This is a genomic window from Cognatiyoonia sp. IB215182, assembly GCF_033963905.1.
GTDB lineage: Bacteria > Pseudomonadota > Alphaproteobacteria > Rhodobacterales > Rhodobacteraceae > Yoonia.
This window is the reverse complement of sequence record NZ_JAXBMB010000012.1, coordinates 41,068-58,671: the sequence shown is the minus strand read 5'-3', so window position 1 is coordinate 58,671 and position 17,604 is coordinate 41,068. Positions and strand designations below refer to the sequence as shown.

Sequence of the window (17,604 nt, the reverse complement as noted above, 5' to 3'; positions counted from 1 at the left end):
CGTCACATCACGCCAGTGAGGTACAGGACGCCGATCATCAGCCATCCCATGGTCAACAGATGCATGTAAGAGGAACTGGCGGCGACCAGACGCGCGCCAATCGGTTGCGGTGTGCTTGCGCCGGCACCACTTGCCTGACGGGTCCATTTCTGCCGGTCGAGCCGGAACAGGACATAGCTTTTGACCGCCGCCCCAAAGAGCTGGCTGAAGTACAGAAGCCCCGTATAGGTGATCGGGAATGACCGCCCGCGAAAGAGGCAAATCGCCGTGCAAAAGATGTACCGGGTCAGCATGACCCAGGCGATATAGGCGGGGATCACAGCCGCATCGAAAGTCGCCGCAACCGCCAGCACACAAAGCGGGCCAGCCAGCGTCGTCCAGATCGACATGCGCTGATCCAGGATAGACCACCAGGTGAAAAAGCCGATCTGTTTCGGCGACAGGTCCAACGCGCGGCCATTCGTGCGCAGCATGTTCCCGAACCACCGCACCATCAGCGCCACGGCACTGCCGACGAAGGTGGGCTTCGGCTGCGTCTCCATCGACGAGCTGGCAACATCCGGCAGATAGGCCATTTCGTAGCCGTTCTTCATCAGCCAAAACCAGGTGGACTTATCGTCGCCGGTGAGGAAATTCACCCGGCCCAGCCGCCAATGATCGATGTAATCGTGCTGCACGGCGTTGATGAAATCAGGGTTCGTGGCGAGGTCCGCGCGGAACACCGACATCCGGCCCGTCAGCGTCAGCACCCGGTTGCTGAGCCCCATAGAGCACATCATGACCTGCCGCTGGTCAAAGCGCAGCTCAAACCAGTCGCGGAAAAGCCCGGGCTGCGGAATATCGACCTTTTCGTCTGTCGTCAGAGCACCCACCTTGCGGTCGGTAAAGACCGGAGCGGATTGCGCCACGATATCCTCGGGTACGCAGCTGTCGCCATCGACAAAGACGATGATGTCATGCGGCGTCGGGCATTCGCGCGCAATCAGGTTCAGGGATTTCGCCAGCGCATCGCGCTTGCCCGTGCCGGGGATACGGTCGATGATCAGCTTCACCGACGCCATATTGACCGGCATCGTGTCATAGATTTTCTGGATCAAGCGCGCATCCGCACCATCGACAACGGATGATACGATGGTCGCGCCGTTCTCGGACTTCGACGCGGCCAAAAAGATGCTGCGATAGACCGGTATCGTGACCTCAGTCTCGATCTTGTAAGATGTCGTCAGGAAAAACGCATGTGCCCGCTGCGGCTGTGCTGCGTAAGCCGCATGTGCCCGCTTCTTGCGCCTTGGATAGGCGAAGCGCCGGAAAATCACCGCGCGGGTAAAGTTGATCGCAGCCCAGCTATAGCGCCACATGCCCAGCACACCGATGACCAGTACCGCCTGCTGGACCTCTCCCAGAAATCCTGGGGGGACAAGAGAGGCCAGCAGGACGATCACCGACAGATATGCAAGATGAGACAGCATCGGGGGGCTTACCAGCAGATCCCGTCATATCCGCCGCCGGTCACCCGATTGCGGTTGATCCGCGTCAGGTCGACCATTGGTTTGGACTTGGAGGCGACATCGAGCGCGTCGATCGTGTCCTTGTACATGTTACCCACGACAATCGCGTCAGAGCCGTCAATCAGCGCCTGCAGTTCCGGCACAAGGCGATGTTTGAGGTCAGGGACCACATCATTGCCGCGCCCGGCAGTGGAGTTGTCGTTGGCATAAGCCTCGTGCACGAAGGGGTCGTAAATCTCGACCCCAATGCCGGACTTGATCAGGCGCGATGCAAGCTCGGCCAGCGGGCTCTCCCGCATATCGTCCGTGCCGGGCTTGAAACTGATCCCGACAAAGCCGACCTTCTTGGCCTTGGAACTCGCCACCATTGCCTCGGCCTTGGCGATCTGCTTCTCGTTCGCTTCCAGCACCGCCTGCAGCATCGGCGCGGGCGTGCCCTTGACGTCGGCCAGATGACGCAAGGCGCGGACATCCTTGGGCAGGCAAGACCCGCCAAAGGCAAAGCCAGGCCGCATGAAGTAGCGCGAGATATTCACCTTCTCGTCGGAACACAGGATGTCCATTACCGCCTGCCCGTCGAGGCCGCAGGCCTTGGCGATGTTGCCGATCTCATTGGCAAAGGTGACCTTCACCGCCCGCCATGTATTGGAGGTGTATTTCACCATCTCGGCAGTCCGCACATTGACCACATGGACCTCGGCACCAAGGTCCTTGTTGAGGTCGGTCAGCAGCGCAGCTGTCTTGTCTTCCAACGCGCCAAATACGATCAGGCCGGGATCATAGTAATCCTCAATCGCGGTGCTCTCGCGCAGGAATTCCGGGTAGTAACCCACGCCGAAATCGACGCCAGCGGTTTTACCGGATGCCGCCTCCAGCGTCGGGATGCACGTACCCTCTGTGCTGCCCGGCACGATTGTCGAGCGGATGATGACCGAGTGAAACGCCTCTTTCTTGGCGATGGCAGCACCAATGTTCTGGCACACCGCCTCAACATATTTCAGACCCACCGCGCCATTTGGAGCGCTGGGCGTCCCGACACACACAAAGGATGCTTCGCTGTTGTCGATTGCATATTGCACATCGTCGGTCGCGCTCAGCCGGCCCGCGGCCACCACCTCTGCAACAAGCGTATCCAGACCATTCTCAACAATCGGAGACAGGCCGTTGTTAATTGCGTCGATTTTTCCCTGGTCGATATCAACCGCGATGACCGTATGTCCGTCCTTCGCCAAACACGCGGCCGCCACGACGCCGACATAGCCAATGCCAAAAATGCTGATCTTTGCCACTTTCCAAAACCCCAATCCGTGTCCACGCAGCGACAAATGCTGCTATTGCGAAAACGGTGCGGCAGTGCGGCAATTCTTGTTAGTCAGGAAATTCCTTACATTGTAGGGATTCCCTAACCTTTACGTCAACTTGCGGCTATATATCTGATTTATAAATCCTTTTTTCCGCCGACGTGGGGTCAACGACCGGATTTCAAGGCGTGTGAATGTTCCAACACTCAAACCCCAAGCACCGCAAATCGGCGTGGGTCAAATGGGTTAAGCCGCCCGCGAAAACGGACAGAATTTCTGCGGCGCAGCAAAGGAATCGCTGACGCGCCGCGCTGCAGGTAGAATCGCGCGAGGCTAGCTGAGCCAGCCTTGTGCCATCACGTAGTTCACCAGCTTCGCGCGGTCGCCCAGGTCAAGCTTCTGGGTCGCGCGCGCCTTGTAGGTGTCCACTGTCTTGCTGCTTATCTGCAGGTCATGCGCGATCTGTTTCGCGCTTTGCCCACGGGCAAATCCGATCAGCACCTCTTTCTCGCGTTCGCTGAGCGGATCGTCGGTATTGTTCTCGGCCAGCATGGGGCGCAATTGGCTGCCGAATTCTTTGTCAAAGCACATGCCGCCCGCCAGCACGACAGCCAGCGCCGCCTCTACCTCTTGCAGGCGCGCATTCTTCGAGATGCAGCCGTGAAATCCCGCCTCGATTGTGGCGCGGATCATGGCCAAAGACACTTTAAAGCTGTAGCCCAGTAACTTCGTCGGAGGGTGCGCCACTCTCACCTTCTTGACAAAGTCGCCAATGTCACTTTCTGGCCGCAATTTAAGATGCATCGGATCAAGCACAAAGACATCCGGCGCAAGGCGGGCAATCTCGGCACAGAGATTGTCATCTGCATCGACAAAGTCACATTCGAGTTTGTTGTCAGTGCTCAAATGGTTCGCCAGAACTTCTCCCAGAACAGGGTTTCTGTCGGCTATGACAACAAAATATTTGGATGATCTGCGCCCGCTAATGCTGGGGTTCGATAATCCGACATTCGTTGTATTTGAAGGCATCTTTAACACAAATTCCCACCACAGTTGCGAAGCCTCCCCCCAATCAATCAGTTCACTTATCCATCAGCTTCCACTTGCCACAAGTTTCTCATCCCATTGATAATACGGTATGAATTGGAACCCGTATTTCACAAAGGTTCATTTTTTTGACCGGCGATTCACCGCCACTTGTGCCACGTTACGTTGTATTTTCAGGATCTTGTCGCGTTTTACTTTGATGACATTTTGAAAACAATTAATCCCTCAGAAATGCATTGTAGACGCATACGTCAGCATCGTTGCCACAATTCGGTCTTGGGCGATGGATTTTACGATTGGAACGCGGATTGCCGCCGAATTGGCGCGGATTGATGAAAGGTTTTGCAGTTCTCAACAGCAGCGCAACTGCAGCGATTCGCACAACAATTGGGCAGTGGCTGATCGGTAGCGGCCCCCGAATCCGGTTGCCTTAGCGAATCGGAGTTACGAAATCCGACTCACTCGAGCGTATTGTGCGTAGCCGCGCAACAATGGCTGATGGTGCGTTTCAACCTCTGGCAGCAAGCCGAGAGCAGCCGGCAAATCATCACGCGGCTTCACATGAAACCGCGCCAGCCAACCACGCAACCGCCGGTCGAACCATCGCGGCATTCCTGCCTGATCACCAAAGTCGACAATGTGCAATTCGCCGTCTGGCGCCAGATGGGTCACCGCCTCGGCAATGGCGTTCTGCCATGCGGGGATCATGGAGACGCAGTAAGACATCACGATCCGGTCAAATGTCGCCTGTCCAAAAAGATCAGCAGGATCAAAATCGCATGCATCGCCCAGCGCCAGCTTTGCCCGGTCGCCCAGCTTGGCATTGGCTGAGATCAGCATCTCTGACGAGATATCAAGGCCGTAAAGCGACCGCTCCGGATAGCGCATATCGATCTGATCGAGGTTGCGGCCCGTGCCACAGGCGATCTCAAGCACATGAGCATTCTCGGCGGGCTGTAACTGCCGTAACGCATGATCCCGCCCCAAAAGGTAGTATTTGCGGGTCGCATCGTAGACCAGCCTTTGGCGGCGATAGACCTGATCCATCAAGGCGCCATGAGTGTCCGTCATGGCCTAGCCTTTCAAGTGATAAAGGTGAAAACCGCCATAGATGGCGGACCGGTCCTGCGCAAAGCCCTTCGCCGAGGCGTCCGGTTGATAGGCCCAGCGGGACAGTACGCGTTCGTCTACACGCCCGGGCAGGATATCGTCCCGCCCGCCCGTGCGGAAAATCACGCGGGCACCGGACGCCGCTGTGCGCGTGATTTCACGCCACAGCGCATTGAGTTGTTCATCATTCATCCAGTCCTGCGCATCCAACAACACATAGCAGTCTTTCGATCCGCTTGGCTGTTGTGCGAGCATGTCCGTCAATGACCGATTGAGCACCTTGACCCGTCCGGCATGCGCGCGGACGGTCTCGAAATGCCGCGCCTCCAGATACGGGGGAACCGCAGCACCCACGGCAGGCTGATAGCCGCGATAGGCGGCCTGCCAGGCAAAGTAATTGTCCTTGATGGGGAAATCGCAAAAAAGCTTGCGCGTCCGCTCATTCAGAACTGCCACAATATCACCATCCGCATCGGCGGCCAGTTTGTCATATTGCGCAGGCGGTATGCCAAGCCCGAAGAGTGAAGCGCGCCGATTGGCCAGAAACCGGACCAAGCGACTTTGATAAACAGGGGCAATCTGGCTTTCGTAAAAGGCCTGCTGTTCTTCCAGTGTTTTTGCTGCCAGCAATGGTGCAAAGTCGACCCGAGCAATGCGCGTGATGACGTGCACAGCACCGATGAACCGGCCCAAGAGGCCATGCCGGTAGAGGCCCCGCGCCAACATCTTCTTGCGTGGACCGGTAATGCCCCACGCGTTCCAGTATTCTAATGTCTCTTTATCCAGATAGGGTGCGACATAGCGATCAAATGTCTGGACGTTACCGGGCTTGTTCGCTTCTCCCAGCATTTCATAGAGCACCCTATGATCGGGAACATGCTGGACGATAGCGAGCTTTAGCTTGTTAAGCATCACGTGAGCTGGCGAGAGATCCACGGCAGTGATCGCTTCGGGCTTGGCGGTCAGGTAAGACAGCATGTTGCAGCCGCCCGATGCAATGCAGACGATGTGGTCCGTCGGGCGGATTTTCAGGGCCTGCATGTCGACCACTGGATCCTCCCAGATTTGCGCATAGACGAGCCCGTGAAAAAGGCGTGCAAAGCTGCGTTCCAGCAGACCGACACGCGTCAACCGTCCGCTCTGGTTGACAGCAGCGCCCAGTTGTTCGGTCACCGTGGGGATGGATGTCATCTATAAATCTCCTGCCTAGCTATCAAGCTGGGCCAGTTCTTTTGATTTCTTGCGCTTCGGTCTGCGTTGTATCGTTTCCGCCGCCCGCTCTTCCCAGTCGATCAACTCAATCTTGCCGGTCGGATGCTCAACGATGGCTGTGCAGCTTTCGACCCAGTCGCCGGTGTTGATGTAGGCGATATCCTTGATCTGACGGATATTGGCGTGGTGGATATGGCCGCAGATGACGCCGTCGTAGCCTCCACGCCGCGCCTCATCTGCCAGGACATCTTCATATTGGCCGATGAAGTTCACGGCCGTTTTGACCTGCTGCTTTGCCCATTTCGAAAGCGACCAATACCGCCCGCCCCAAAGCGAGCGCAGGCGGTTAATCTTGGGGTTCAACCACAGCAGAAAATCGTAAGCGGCGTCGCCGAAATAAGCGAGCCATTTGGCATTCATCACAACCGCATCAAACTGATCACCGTGGGTGACCAGATAACGCTTGCCGTTGATCCCGTTGAAATCCGCCGACTGCATCACCTCGATCCCGCCGAAATGCGTGCCAAGGTAGTTGCGCATGATTTCGTCGTGGTTGCCGGGTATGAACACCACACGGGTGCCGCGCCGTGCTTTATCCAGCAGGGTTTGCACCACATTGTTGTGGGTCTGCGGCCAATGCCAGCCGCGCCGGCTGATGGCCCATCCGTCAAAGATATCGCCGACCAGATAGATCGTGCTGGCCTCGTGACTGCGCAGGAACGGCACCAGCAGATCAGCGCGACATCCCCGCGTGCCAAGGTGAATGTCTGACAAAAACAACGTCCGGTACAGCATACGCGTTGCCCTCGATTTCGGTTGGGCGTCGTGTATTGCGAGCATGTGACAGTCTGATGACTGCGGTGTGAATCACAGGTCGATGGGCCACATCATCTTGGGGTTGGCGACATCAAAGAAGGCAGATGCTGAATTATTTGGCTGAAATGAACCCCAGCATCAGGTCTTTGGCCGCTGCCATTTCAAGTCGGCAATCGCCATCACCGATCTTGTCAAAGACGGGACGAATGGCCGAAATCACGAGATCGTCGCGCTCGGTTTCCTGATAAAGGCGGGCAAGATCAATGCTGGCCCGCAACTCCCACAAGACGCCACCAGAGGCCTGCGACAGGGCAATCGCCTTTTTAAGGTACTTTTCCGCGCTCTGATCATCGCCTGTGTCCCATGCGAATGTGGCGCGCAAACGAAAGATATCCGGCAGCCAGCTTTTTTCGCCCGTCTCATTCATCAATGCCCCGGCAGATTGCATGAGCGCCCGGGCTTCATCCATCAGGCCGAGGTCAATTGCCCGCCGTGCGGCAACAACACGGTTTCCGGGCACCAACAGTTTCACATTTGCGGCGATCATCCGCGCGTCCGCCTCTTGATAAGCGGCCAGACCATCGTGATCCCCGTCCGCCATCTGCAACAAAGCCCGGCTCGCATTGTTCCACATCCGTGACGCTGTGACGTCATGTTCTTCGACCAGTTGCTCCAGAATTGTCAGGTGGCGCCGTTCGGCCGCGATGTCGTTGGCAAGCTGTGCACAGGCCACAAGAAGGCCGTGCATTGTGCAATCCGTATTTGGATGGTCGAGCTCCTTGGCGCGACGCTCTGCCTTGAGCCGATAGGTGTCGAAAACGCGGGTCTGTCCCCGGAATGTGGCAATGAAGGCTTGATAGATCTGTACCCCGATGACCGGATCATGCCCGAACCTTGCCGCCAGGTTCTCCTTGGCTGCGCTCTCGCACAAGGCTTCGGCCTCATCCAGATAGGTCTGCGCCTCCTGAAATTGCCCCATCTTCAACCGCACAATACCCGCCAGACGTTTCGCAACGAGCGCCTGGGCCACATCGCCCGAGGCATCCGCAAGTTCAATCAGTTCCGCCGCGCGCGCCATACTTGTTTGGAGACTGCCGCGGAAGTAGGTGCTGAGCAGCAGGCCATAAATGATGTCGCCCTGCAAGGGCGTGTCACCCACCTTACTCGCCAGATCCAACGCTTCTTCCAAGGTCTGCAACGCTTCATCAGCCCAAAGCCCTTTGCCCGGCGCCAGCGCAACAAAGAGCTGCACTTTCAGGGCGATCGCACGCACGATCGCATCCTGATCATCCGCCTCCACCATTGGCGTATTGAGCGCAATCGCGCGGCGCAGATGCGTTTCGCCCTCTTGATACGCGGGTTTTGAGATTGCGGCATTCCCAGCCGCTTCCCACAAGGCGATCGCCCGCTCTGTCAACTGCGCGGCCTCTGCATGTGCAGCTAGAAGTTCGGGCGCCGCCTCGGCTCCGGTTTCCAGCGCATCAAGGATCTTGCGGTGAAAACTCCGCCGCACCTCTTTCAGCAGGCTTTCGTAGGCTGCATCACGGACAAGCGCATGTTTGAACAGAAACGTTGCCTCTTGCGACGTCCCGTGGCGCTGGATCAACTCCGCCGAAATCAATTCATCAAGCGCCGTTTCGAGTGCATCACTTGGCCAATCACATACCTTCGCGAGCAGCTGATAGCTGAATTCGCGACCGATGCAGGATGCGATTTGCGCAATTTCTTTGGTGCCGTGCAGCCGGTCAAGTCTTTCAGTCAGGCTGTCGTGCAACGTGGCCGGTATAGCAATGTCTTTCACCGCACCGTTCAGCACATAGCGGTCTCCGCTTTCGACCAGAACGTTTGATTCAAGGATTGTCTTTGTCAGTTCCTCAACAAAGAGCGGCACACCATCCGTGCGTTGCGCAATGGTCGCCAGGATATCCGCTGGCAGCGCTTTGCCTTCGGTCAGCCTGTCAACCATTGCATAGATCCCGTCCCGCGCAAGCCTATTCAGCTTGAGCTGTGTCACCCGGGTGTCGGTTGCAAAATTATGCTCAAACGTGGGGCGAGACGTACCCAAGATCATGATCTTTTGGTCGGTTGCCCCATCAAGAATGAGGTGAAGCACTTCCAGAGACGTCGGATCAACCCAATGCAGATCCTCGAACACCAAGAGAAGTGGTTTGTCCTTCGCACGCTTCCGAATGAACGATACCAAGGCATTCATAAGCGATGATCGCAGGTCAGTTGATGACAGCTCGGGGACTTCAAAACGGGTTGCGCCGTCCAGGCCAAGAAGCACTGCAATCGGCGCAGCCAGTGTGGCATCGTCGCGGGTGAGCTTCTCAATTTTGTTCAGGCGATCCTCAGCGGAGTCACCTCCGACAATACCAGCCTCGTGGGTGATCTGCTGGATGAAAGGATAAAACGCACTGTCAGTGTGATAAGGTGAGCATTGGTAGAAGATGCGAGTGTGATGATTGAGGGCTGCCACATCCACAATCGCCTTTACAACACGCGACTTCCCAATCCCTGCCTCGCCGCTCAGCATGACCATCTGACCCCGCCCGGCCACTGCCTCGGCCCATCGGTCAATCACGATGTCGATCTCGCGATTGCGGCCAACGATTGGCATGATGTCACCAGATCGGCGTGCAGAAAACCGGCTTTCGGCAAAGGTTTCGCCTTCGACAACAAAGGCTTCGACAGTACGATCAACACCTTTTAGCTTTTGTGGCCCCCGCGGGGTGAGTACGAAGTTGCTGCCCAAAAGGGGCAGGACTTCACCCGGCACGACTAATTGATTGGGTGCTGCCAAACCTTGCAAACGTGCCGCCAGATTGGGTGTTTCACCCACCACCGCGGCCTCTTGACGCGCTGTGCCACCGGTTAGATCGCCGACAACAACAACACCCGATGCAACACCGACACGCGATGCAAGCGGCGACCCATCGGGCGTGGTGATCTTTCTTGTTGCCTCGATCACGGCAAGTCCGGCCCGAACCGCGCGATCCGTGTCGTCTTCGCTAGCATGCGGCCATCCAAAGTAGCAAAGCATGCCATCGCCCAATAACGTGGCGATAAATCCGTTGAAATCATCAACGACCTTCGCCACGGCTTTCTGGTACGCGGTGATGATGCCGCGCATGTCTTCCGCATCCATACGCATGACCATCTCGGTGGAGCCCACGAGATCAACAAACATGACGGTCAGATGCCGGCGCTCCGCCTGGGCTGCAGCAAAACCTGCGTGATTGCTCACAACTGGAGAAGCAACGCTCTGAGAAGACATCCGCGACAACGCTGCCCAAATCTTGCGTCGCGGGCCCAGAGGCAGGCCAAGTTCCTTCAGATCATCTTCGCGCAACTCCGGCAGCGTCTCGAAATCGATTTCCGCTTTGTCAAAAGCGGCCTGGTATTTTCCCAGACCCAAACGATCCAGCCACAGGCCGATATCTGACATAGCAGCACATTCTCCAACGCATCTGCGGTTCACGCAGATTTCCCAAACCCAGTGTCCTTTACACTAGCACGATTGACCCAGCGTCATCGCGATTCTTTAAGATCAAAGGTGCAGAACGACCGATATTGACCGTGAAGTGTGCCCCTAATGGAACTCTTTTTCACGCTGATGCAAAGCAAATGGGCCACCTTTCGATGGCCCATTGTTTTGTTCAGCTCAGTTACAAGCTTATTCAGCCTTGCCGCTATCCTTGTCAGGAGTCACGTCGGGCGACTGACAGGCGCCGGGCATCTGGCAAGCGCCCGCAACCTGACATGCGCCAGGCAATTGGCAAGCAGCCACTGCGACCTGACATGCGGCCACAGGTAACTGACAGGCAGCAACCGTAAACTGACATGCAGCCGGGCTTTGGCAGGCAGCCGCAACTTGACAAGCCGCCGTCACTGGCAGCTGGCAGGCACCTGGCACCTGACATGCAGGCGCCACTTGACAGGCCGCTGGCAATTGGCAGGCGCCTGGCAGCTGGCACGCAGCAGGTGATTGGCATGCCGGAACTGTCTGGCAGGCGGCAGGCATCTGACATGCCGGGGCAGCTTGGCACGCGGCCGTAATCTGGCAAGCACCCGGGCTCTGGCAAGCTGCAGTAGCAGGCAACTGACAGGCACCGGGCAACTGGCAAGCCCCAAGTGCCGTCGCAACCCTGTTAAAGGTCGCCAAATCCTCTTCGCTAATATTGAGAGCCTTTTGCTTGTCCTCTAAATCCGCGACACGCATCTCAAGACTTTTTTGCTCTTTATCGTCTGCCATAACGTTCCCTAAAATAAACTGTCCTGGCGCAACCGTTACACGAACTTTCAGTTAGGTCAAACAGGCTTTCCTATATAAGACAATGTGTTGTAGGTGCCCCACAGCAATCGGCTTTTTGCTAAAATCGCAACTGATTTTCGCTGGACAAACCTGGACGCATGTTCGGTGACCCGCCCCGATCAAACACCAAACGCGTCAGCAACGGCGCCGCAATAATTAGACAATTTCCCCGTCCTCCATGCGGGCCAAGAAACCTTCTGCCTCTGACAACACCGTCTCTCGCCGGGTGTCATTCATCCGTTCCCAGACACGGTACATGTTGCCCATCCGCGGATTACCCGAAAAACGGTCGCGATGCCTGTCAAGGAAATGCCAATAGAGCAAGTTGAAGGGACAGGCTTTTTCTCCAGTCTTGTCCTGCACGCGATAGGCACAGGACCCGCAATAGTCCGACATCTTGTGAATGTAATTGCCGGATGAGATGTAGGGCTTTGATGCGATGATCCCGTCATCGGCAAACTGACTCATCCCGATCACATTAGGCGCCTCCACCCATTCATAGGCATCCGCATAGACGGCCAGATACCATTCATGCACCTCCGCAGGATCAATCCCGGCGAGCAGCGCGAAATTGCCCGTGACCATCAGGCGCTGGATATGGTGGGCATAGGCCTCATCCCGCGTCTGCGAGATGGCCTTGGCCATGCAATTCATCGGCGTCTCGCCACCCCAATAGAGGTCAGGCAGCCTGCGGTCATGGCCCAGCGCATTGCGGCTCGCATAGCCCGGCCCCTCGCGGAAATAAATGCCGCGCATATATTCACGCCAGCCGATGATCTGGCGGATGAAACCTTCGACGGCGTTCAGGGGTGCCAGTCCCGCGCGATAGGCCGCCTCCACCTGCTGGCAGACATCCAGCGGGTCGAGCAGACCGGCATTCAGGTAAAAGCTGATCAGTGAATGATAGATAAACCGGTTCTCATTCAGCATCGCATCCTGAAAATCGCCGAATTTCGGCAGCCCCGCCTCGATCCAATGGGTGAGCTGTTGCTGTGCCTGATCGGCATCGGTTGCAAACCAGAAGGGCCGCAACGTGCCGAAATTGTCGCCAAATCGCGCCTCCACCAGATCAAGCACGTCGTCATCCGGCGCAAACCGCAATGGCCCTTCAAAATGCACCTCATCCGGGGCGGGTTTGCGATTCTCGTGGTCGTAATTCCACTTGCCCCCTTCCGGCTGATCCCCATCCATCAAGAGCCCCGTTTTCCGCCGCACCTCGCGATAGAAATACTCCATCCGCAATTGCTTGCGTCCCGCAGCCCAGTCATCAAACTCCTGATGTGAAGCAATGAACCGCGTGTCTGGCAGGCAATGGGTCTTCAGCGGCATCTCCGCCAAAGCCTCAATCAACCGCCACTCCCCCGGTTCGGTATAGACCACACCCGCTGCATCATATTCGGCGGCGCGTCGGATCAGCTCCCCGGTGATGGACCCGGTATTCTCCGTATCATCCAGCCGCGTATAAGCCACCTGCCAGCCATCCGCGCGCAGCCTTTCCGCAAATTTCCGCATCGCCGAAAGGGTAAACGCGATCTTCTTGGGGTGATGCGGCACGTAGGTCGCCTCCCCCATCACTTCGGCCATCACGACAACATCATTAGCCTTGTCGGTCTTGAGAAGGGCCGACAGGCCCGCCGAAAGCTGGTCCCCCAGAACAAGAACCAGCCTCACCAGACAATCTCCTGTCCGGCATAGTCAAAAAAGCCGCCGGTCTGCGCAGGCGTCAGCCCATGAATGACCGCAAGCAAATTGCGCGCCGCCTCGTCCGCCGCCACTGTCTTATGCCGTCCGGCATAATTCGCGGTAAACTGCGTCGCCACTGTGCCCGGATGCAAAGCCACACAGATCGATTGCTTATGGCTTCGCGCAAACTCAATCGCCGCCCCATGCATGATCTGGTTCAGCGCGGCCTTCGAGGCCCGATAGGAGTACCACCCACCAATCTGATTATCCCCAATCGACCCCACCCGCGCCGAGAGGGTCGCGACAACGCAGCGCCTGTCCTTGGGCAGCATACCCGCCAGACGAGACATGATCAGCGCCGGGCCAATTGCGTTCACCTGGAAAACCCGCGCCATGTCGTCATGTTTGAGCGCCGCAATCGTTTTCTCCGGCGCGCCCCACAAAGGCGCCAGGATCCCCACCGCAATGAACACCAGTTCAAAGGGACCTTCTAACCGCTCCATCGCCCGCACGACGGACGCCTCATTGCCAACATCAAACCCGTCCACCGAGCGCGACAATCCCGTCACATCCCAGCCGTCCTCTTGCAATTGCTGGTAAACAGCCGATCCGATCCCGCCACTGGCCCCAATCACCAATGCCCGCATATGCGCCCTCCTTTGACTTCTTCCGACCTAGCGCCAGCTTGCCAAGGAACAAGGAGAGCCCCATGCGCACCGCCCTCACCTGCCTCAGCCTCACCGCCACGCCGCTCCCCGCGCTCGATCTGACCTACCAGACCAGCTATGACCTGAACCGCCCGGCCAGCCTTGATTATGATCCGACTTTCTGCGGCCTCTGGATCGCGAATGAAGGACCCGAGGTGATCCTCGTCACGCTGCAAGGTGACGAACTCCGCCGCATCTCCAGCGACCTCACCCGGATCAAGGCGATCACGATCGAAGATGACAATCTGCTGGTTGGCGACGGTTTGGGCAACTTGCAAAGGATCACCAAGGATGGCGCGCCGCTTGCTGAGCCCTTCCGTCTCGCCATGAACTGGGCCGATACCGAAGGGCTGACCGTGACCAGCGACGGCACCATCATCATGGTCGAGGATGACCCCGAACGCATGACATGGATGAACCCTGATGGCACCGTGCAGCGCCAGATCAACACACTCAACCTCGCCCCGCCCCTGACCGAGGCGCAGGGCATCGCCTATGATCCGCGCACCGGCTATCTGCTGATCGTGGATGACTGGGAAGGCACCAACAGTCTTTATGAGTTCGACGCCGACGGCATGCTCCTCGGCACCACGTCGCTGCTGCCTTACGGTCGCGACCCCGAAGGCATCGCTCTGCGCCCCGGCTCAAACGAGCTCTTCATCGCTTTCGACGGCGGCGCGAGCATCGCGTCCTTCACCTACAATCCGACCCTGCCCGCTGGTGCAGACCCGCTGCCACCCGGCCCCGACTGTCTGATGTTCTAAAGGCGCCCATCATCTCGCCAAAAATACTCCCGCCGGGGGCATTCCAGACTTTCCAACAGGCGAAACGCTTGTATAGTGCGCAACATGATGAACCGCGCACATATCCTATGCATTGGCCAAACCGGCCCGCTTCTGCGCGACATCCTACTTCTTAGCAGCCTCTGAGCGTGCCATTCGGCGCGACCGCTCAGAGGGGTTCAGCGCCGGAATTTGCTAAGAAATAAGGACCAGACAAATGACCAAAGATAAAGTGTTGATCTTCGACACCACCCTGCGCGATGGCGAGCAAAGCCCGGGCGCGACGATGACCCATGACGAAAAGCTGGAGATTGCCGAACTGCTCGATGAGATGGGCGTCGATATCATCGAGGCTGGATTTCCCATCGCCTCCGAAGGGGATTTCAAAGCGGTTAGTGAAATTGCCGCCCAAGCCCGGAATGCGGTGATCTGCGGGCTGGCGCGGGCCAACTACAAGGATATCGACCGCTGTTGGGAGGCTGTGAAGCATGCCAAATCCCCGCGCATCCATACCTTCATCGGCACCTCGCCCCTGCACCGCGCGATCCCCAACCTGAACATGGATGAAATGGCCGAGCGTATCCATGACACCGTGACCCATGCCCGCAACCTCTGCGACAACGTGCAATGGTCACCGATGGATGCCACGCGCACGGAAGAAGACTACCTTTGCCGCGTCGTCGAAATCGCCATCAAGGCCGGGGCCAGCACCATCAATATCCCCGATACGGTGGGCTACACTGCGCCTGTGGAAAGCGCGGACCTGATCCGCATGCTGATCGAAAAAGTGCCCGGCGCAGTTGAGGTGATTTTCGCCACCCATTGCCACAATGACCTTGGCATGGCGACGGCCAACAGCCTCGCCGCCGTCGAAGGCGGCGCACGCCAAATCGAATGCACGATCAACGGGCTGGGCGAACGGGCGGGGAACACTGCCCTGGAAGAGGTCGTGATGGCCCTGAAAGTCCGCGGGGACATCATGCCCTACACCACGGCCATAGACACCCGCAAGATCATGAACATCTCGCGCCGGGTCGCCACCGTCTCTGGCTTTCCGGTGCAGTTCAACAAGGCCATCGTCGGCAAGAACGCCTTTGCTCATGAAAGCGGCATCCATCAGGACGGGATGCTGAAGAACCGCGAAACCTTCGAGGTGATGAAGCCGGAGGATGTGGGCCTTTCCGGCACCTCCCTGCCTCTGGGCAAGCATTCGGGCCGGGCGGCTTTGCGCGCGAAACTGTCAGAATTGGGCTTCGATCTGGCCGACAACCAACTCAACGACGTCTTCGTCCGCTTCAAGGATCTCGCCGACCGCAAAAAGGAAGTCTTTGACGACGACCTGATGGCGCTGGTCACCCAGAACGAGACCGAAGATGACCGGCTGAAGCTGAAGTCTTTGAGAGTTGTCTGTGGCACCGATGGTCCGCAAAAGGCGGACATGGTGATGGAAGTCGATGGCAAAGATGTCGAAACCTCCGCCACCGGCGATGGCCCGGTCGACGCCACATTCAACGCGGTCAAATCGATCTTCAAACACGGCGCCCGCCTGCAGCTTTATCAGGTGCAGGCCGTGACCGAAGGCACCGATGCGCAGGCGACTGTCAGCGTCCGGATGGAGGAAGAGGGCCGCATCGCCACCGGCCAATCCGCCGACACCGATACAGTTGTCGCCAGTGCAAAGGCCTATATCAACGCGCTCAACCGGCTTCTGGTCCGGCGCGAACAATCGGCACCCGGCTATGATGTAAAAGGCGTCAGCTACAAGGACGCCTGACGCAAAGTAACCGAGTCGTTTCCATATCGGCGGTCCGGGCAACCGGGCCGCCTTTTTGTATCCCGCACAGAGACAATATCCGCTGAAATGACCAAAAGAACACAGCCAATGTTCGAAAAAGACAGTTCAGTACATTCCAAACATCCAAATTGACGAAAAACGCATTGCAAAAAGACAAGTCGCGACTTGCCGCCGGGTTCTTTTTCGCAAGGGGTTCTCTCCCCTGTGAACCCGCCTTATAAGCCTTTGAACACCGCGCTTACGGGACCGCGCGGCAAAAATGACTGGGACTTGGGAAGAGCAAGGGCATGGCAGGCTTCGGCGGATTGTTTTCATCAGATATGGCGATTGATTTGGGCACCGCGAACACGCTGGTCTATGTCAAAGGCCGCGGCGTCATCTTGTCAGAGCCTTCGGTGGTCGCCTATCACGTCAAGGACGGCGTGAAGAAAGTGTTGGCGGTGGGCGAGGACGCAAAGCTGATGCTGGGCCGCACGCCGGGCAGTATCGAGGCGATCCGGCCCATGCGCGACGGGGTCATCGCGGACTTCGACGTCGCCGAAGAGATGATCAAGCACTTCATCCGCAAGGTGCACCGCCGCTCCACCTTCTCCAAACCCAAGATCATCGTCTGCGTCCCGCACGGAGCGACCCCGGTTGAAAAGCGTGCGATCCGCACCTCCGTGCTGTCCGCCGGTGCGCGACGCGCCGGCCTGATTGCAGAACCGATTGCCGCGGCCATCGGCTCTGGCATGCCCATCACCGACCCGACGGGCAACATGGTAGTCGATATCGGCGGCGGAACGACCGAGGTCGCGGTTCTGTCGCTGGGCGATATTGTCTATGCCCGTTCTGTCCGCGTCGGTGGTGACCGTATGGATGAGGCGATCATCAACTACCTGCGCCGCCAGCATAACCTGCTGATCGGGGAAAGCACCGCCGAGCGGATCAAGACCAGCATCGGCACCGCCCGCATGCCCGATGACGGACGCGGCCAATCGATGCATATCCGGGGCCGCGATCTGCTCAACGGGGTCCCCAAGGAAACCGAAATCAGCCAGGCGCAGGTGGCCGAGGCGCTCGCCGAACCGGTCCAATCCATCTGCGAGGCGGTGATGACAGCACTCGAAGCCACACCGCCCGACCTTGCCGCCGATATCGTGGACCGCGGCGTGATGCTCACAGGCGGCGGTGCATTGCTTGGCCAGCTCGACCTCGCTTTACGCGAACAAACCGGCCTTGCGATCTCTGTCGCGGACGAGTCGCTCAATTGTGTGGCCTTGGGCACTGGCCGCGCGCTAGAGTATGAAAAACAGCTGCGGCACGTTATCGACTACGACAGCTAACCT

Annotated in this window: 13 protein-coding genes; 4 read left to right on the top strand and 9 right to left on the bottom strand. The window is 57.8% G+C overall.

Annotated features, from left to right (window positions below):
* Positions 1-2 precede the first annotated feature (2 nt).
* The 7 genes from SLH47_RS21245 to SLH47_RS21215 form a co-directional block, all read right to left on the bottom strand.
* Positions 3-1,469, bottom strand: a complete 1,467-nt coding sequence (locus SLH47_RS21245; protein WP_320242433.1) for a glycosyltransferase — start codon at positions 1,467-1,469, stop codon at positions 3-5.
* A gap of 8 nt (positions 1,470-1,477) precedes the next feature.
* Complete coding sequence (locus SLH47_RS21240; protein WP_320242432.1) at positions 1,478-2,797, bottom strand: nucleotide sugar dehydrogenase; 1,320 nt, start codon at positions 2,795-2,797, stop codon at positions 1,478-1,480.
* A 345-nt stretch (positions 2,798-3,142) separates the two neighbouring features.
* Positions 3,143-3,715 carry a response regulator transcription factor gene (locus SLH47_RS21235; protein ID WP_320242431.1) on the bottom strand — a complete coding sequence of 191 codons (573 nt, stop codon included), beginning with the start codon at positions 3,713-3,715 and terminating at the stop codon, positions 3,143-3,145.
* 585 nt (positions 3,716-4,300) lie between these two features.
* Positions 4,301-4,927 (bottom strand): class I SAM-dependent methyltransferase, encoded by a 627-nt coding sequence (locus SLH47_RS21230; protein WP_320242430.1) that lies wholly within the window; start codon positions 4,925-4,927, stop codon positions 4,301-4,303.
* Between the two features lie 3 nt (positions 4,928-4,930).
* Positions 4,931-6,157, bottom strand: a complete 1,227-nt coding sequence (locus SLH47_RS21225; protein ID WP_320242429.1) for a DUF3419 family protein — start codon at positions 6,155-6,157, stop codon at positions 4,931-4,933.
* A gap of 15 nt (positions 6,158-6,172) precedes the next feature.
* Entirely contained in the window at positions 6,173-6,973 is an 801-nt protein-coding gene (locus tag SLH47_RS21220; RefSeq protein WP_320242428.1) for a UDP-2,3-diacylglucosamine diphosphatase, read from the bottom strand.
* A gap of 133 nt (positions 6,974-7,106) precedes the next feature.
* Positions 7,107-10,442: an ATP-binding protein gene (locus tag SLH47_RS21215; RefSeq protein WP_320242427.1), complete on the bottom strand. Its 3,336-nt coding sequence runs from the start codon at positions 10,440-10,442 to the stop codon at positions 7,107-7,109.
* 473 nt (positions 10,443-10,915) lie between these two features.
* Between SLH47_RS21215 and SLH47_RS21210 the strand changes: the two genes are divergently transcribed.
* The gene (locus tag SLH47_RS21210; protein WP_320242426.1) at positions 10,916-11,053 is read left to right on the top strand and encodes a hypothetical protein; all 138 of its coding nucleotides are present in this window, start codon (positions 10,916-10,918) and stop codon (positions 11,051-11,053) included.
* A 412-nt stretch (positions 11,054-11,465) separates the two neighbouring features.
* On the opposite strand, the gene SLH47_RS21205 is transcribed toward SLH47_RS21210, so the two are convergent.
* The gene (locus SLH47_RS21205) at positions 11,466-12,983 is read right to left on the bottom strand and encodes a cryptochrome/photolyase family protein (RefSeq protein WP_320242504.1); all 1,518 of its coding nucleotides are present in this window, start codon (positions 12,981-12,983) and stop codon (positions 11,466-11,468) included.
* The gene (locus tag SLH47_RS21200) at positions 12,977-13,639 is read right to left on the bottom strand and encodes an SDR family NAD(P)-dependent oxidoreductase (protein WP_320242425.1); all 663 of its coding nucleotides are present in this window, start codon (positions 13,637-13,639) and stop codon (positions 12,977-12,979) included. Before SLH47_RS21200 ends, SLH47_RS21205 begins: the two co-directional genes overlap by 7 nt.
* A gap of 62 nt (positions 13,640-13,701) precedes the next feature.
* Between SLH47_RS21200 and SLH47_RS21195 the strand changes: the two genes are divergently transcribed.
* The 3 genes from SLH47_RS21195 to SLH47_RS21185 all read left to right on the top strand — a co-directional run bounded on the left by SLH47_RS21195 (position 13,702) and on the right by SLH47_RS21185 (position 17,601).
* Entirely contained in the window at positions 13,702-14,463 is a 762-nt protein-coding gene (locus tag SLH47_RS21195; protein ID WP_320242424.1) for a hypothetical protein, read from the top strand.
* A 235-nt stretch (positions 14,464-14,698) separates the two neighbouring features.
* On the top strand, positions 14,699-16,255 hold the full coding sequence (locus tag SLH47_RS21190) for a 2-isopropylmalate synthase (protein WP_320242423.1): 1,557 nt from the start codon (positions 14,699-14,701) through the stop codon (positions 16,253-16,255).
* Positions 16,256-16,563: 308 nt separating this feature from the next.
* The gene (locus SLH47_RS21185) at positions 16,564-17,601 is read left to right on the top strand and encodes a rod shape-determining protein (protein WP_320242422.1); all 1,038 of its coding nucleotides are present in this window, start codon (positions 16,564-16,566) and stop codon (positions 17,599-17,601) included.
* Positions 17,602-17,604 lie beyond the last annotated feature (3 nt).